Source organism: Pseudoflavonifractor intestinihominis (genome assembly GCF_040096055.1).
GTDB classification, from domain to species: Bacteria; Bacillota; Clostridia; order Oscillospirales; family Oscillospiraceae; genus Pseudoflavonifractor; species Pseudoflavonifractor intestinihominis.
In genome coordinates this window covers 1-956 of sequence record NZ_JBBMFK010000065.1, presented here as the reverse complement: position 1 = coordinate 956, position 956 = coordinate 1, and the positions used below count along the sequence as shown (strand labels likewise).

1 protein-coding gene is annotated in these 956 nt (G+C 56.4%); it reads right to left on the bottom strand.

What is annotated here, in order from left to right; translation table 11 throughout:
* Window positions 1–956, bottom strand: a 956-nt coding sequence (locus WMO64_RS17025; RefSeq protein WP_349232767.1) for a recombinase family protein, incomplete at both ends; no start/stop codon positions are given.

Genomic DNA, 956 nt, shown 5'->3' with positions numbered 1-956 from the left:
TCATGCACGACGATTTTTTCAATCATTTCCCGCAAGAGGGTGGGGGTCAATTCCTCAAAGGCAAGGTGCTTTCGGACGATACCCATAAACTTTTCCGCGTTGACGGTGGCAGCCTGCGACTTGTCCAGTTCTTCCTGCAAAGCGGCGGCGCGGTCTTTCAGTTCCCGCTGTTCCTGCTCATAGTCTGCCGACAGTTCCATGAAACGCTCGTCGCTGATTTTGCCGTTCACATTGTCCTCATACAGCCGCTTGATAATGCGGCTCACTTCGGAAATGCGCTCCTGCGCCTGTTCAAGCTGCTTCGTGGCTGCGGCGGTCTTTCTCTTGCCGCCGATCTCGTTCTGCTGGATAAGCAGCTTCACAAAGCGGCTCTCATGCTTGGCGGCATATTCCGTCACCTGCCGGAGATTGGAGAGGACACCGGCGGTCAACAGGTCGGTGCGGATAAAGTGCGCCGTACAGTTGCGTGTGCGCTTCTTGTAGCTGCCGCAGATGTAACAGTCCTGCTTGCGGTTCTTGTTCTGATACCGCTGTTGGTACATCACATGGCCGCAGTCGGCGCAGAACAGCATACCGGAGAACAGCCCCACTTCATCATAGCGGTTTGGGCGTTTGCGCTGCTTGCGTAACTCCTGCACGCGCTCCCATGTTTCCGTGTCGATAATCGGCTCGTGGTGGTTCGGGAAAATGGCCTGCTTTTCGATGGGGTTCTCTACACTGTGCTTGACCTTGTAAGAGGGCTTCTCCGTCTTGAAGTTTACCAGATAGCCGGTGTACTCCCGGTTTTCGAGGATATGAACGACGGTGTTCGTCGCCCATTTGCACTCATAGCCGGGGTGGTAGCGGCGGGTGCTGCCCGTCCTGCGGTATTCCAGCGTCCCCGGCGTGGGGATTTGCTGCTCCGTAAGCATACGGGCAATCTTGGTCGGGCCGTTCCCGGCAAGGCAAAGCTGGTA